Origin of the sequence: Pseudomonas sp. A-1 (genome assembly GCF_004801855.1) — a bacterium.
GTDB lineage: Bacteria > Pseudomonadota > Gammaproteobacteria > Pseudomonadales > Pseudomonadaceae > Geopseudomonas.
The window spans coordinates 1-1,275 of record NZ_SSTC01000210.1 but is presented as its reverse complement, the minus strand read 5'-3'; the positions used below and the strand labels follow the sequence as shown (position 1 = coordinate 1,275).

Annotated in this window: 2 protein-coding genes; both read left to right on the top strand. The window is 75.1% G+C overall.

Translation table 11 applies throughout. The features are described from left to right. A partial coding sequence (locus tag E5198_RS21710; protein WP_168772576.1) for a PilN domain-containing protein occupies positions 1-443 on the top strand: 443 nt, incomplete at its 5' end. Then, the gene (locus E5198_RS21185) at positions 440-1,138 is read left to right on the top strand and encodes a type II secretion system protein M (RefSeq protein ID WP_136491864.1); all 699 of its coding nucleotides are present in this window, start codon (positions 440-442) and stop codon (positions 1,136-1,138) included. The genes E5198_RS21710 and E5198_RS21185, both read left to right, overlap by 4 nt. Positions 1,139-1,275: the final 137 nt, after the last annotated feature.

Genomic DNA, 1,275 nt, shown 5'->3' with positions numbered 1-1,275 from the left:
GCCAGGCCGCCGAGCAGGCCGAGGCGGCGCTGGCCGCCCGTCGCGCCAGCTTCCGCGAGCCCCAGGCCGACCCGCGCCTGCCGCCGCAGCTGGCCGCGCTGGAGGCGGAGAACCGTCAACTGCAGCGCCTCGGCGAACACCTGCAGGGCTTGCTCGCCGAGCGCAGCAGCGGTTTCAGCGGCCCCCTCGATGCCCTCGCCGAGCGCCATCTGGCCGGCGTCTGGCTGGATACCATCCGTCTCGAACAGGGCGGCCGCGACCTGTTGCTGGAAGGCGCGAGCCAGCAGGCCGAACTGCTGCCGGGCTACCTCGCCAGCCTCGGCCGCAGCCCGGCCTTCGCCGGCAGGCAGTTCGCCCGTTTCGATCTCGACCGCGACGATGCCGGCGTGCTGCGCTTCCGCCTAGCCTCGCAGGCGGCCGCCAGCGAGGAGACCGCCCGATGAGCGACCTGGCACAACGCTGGCAGGGCCTGAGCGCCCGCGAACAGTGGATGGCCGCCGGCGTCGCCCTGCTGCTGCCGGCCATGGCCTGGCTGCTGCTCGGCCACGACCCGCTGGCCCAGCGCCTCGCGCGCCTGCAGACCGAGCGCCAGGGCGCCGAGACCCGCCTGCTCGAGGCACGCAGTGCCGATGCCGAGCTGCAGGCGCGCGCCGCCGTCGATCCGGACCGGGCGCTGCGCCAGGCGCTGCTCGCGGCCCAGGCGCTGCGCGAGCGCCAGCTCGCCGGCCTGGAGGAGGAGACGGCCGCGCTGATCGACCCGCAGCGCATGCGGCAGGTGCTGCAGGAACTGTTGCAGAGCCGTCCGCAACTGCGCCTGCTGGCCCTGGAGAGCTTCTCCGCGCCGCTCGAGCTGCCCGCCGCCCTGCCGGAGGGCGAGAAGCCGGCCGCCGCCGAGCGGGAGCAGCCGGATGCCGTGCCGGTGCTCTACCGCCATGGCATGCGCCTGACCCTGGAGGGCAGCTACTTCGAACTGCGCGACTACCTGCGCGGCATCGAGCAGCAGAGCCGCCAGCCCGGCGGCCGCCGCCTGTTCTGGGAGCGCCTCGACTACCAGGTCGGCGAGGCCGGCCCCGGCAAGGCGCGCATCGTCATCGAGCTGTACACCCTCAGCCGTCATGCGGGGTGGGTCGGTGTCTAGGATCCTGCTGCTGATCGCCTGCCTGCTGGCGCTGCCGGTACGCGCCGCCCTCGACCCGACCCTGCCGCCGGCGGCTGCCAGCGCACCGGCAGCCGCTGGCGAGGCGGCGCCGGCGCCGCTGCTGCAGGCCATCCTGC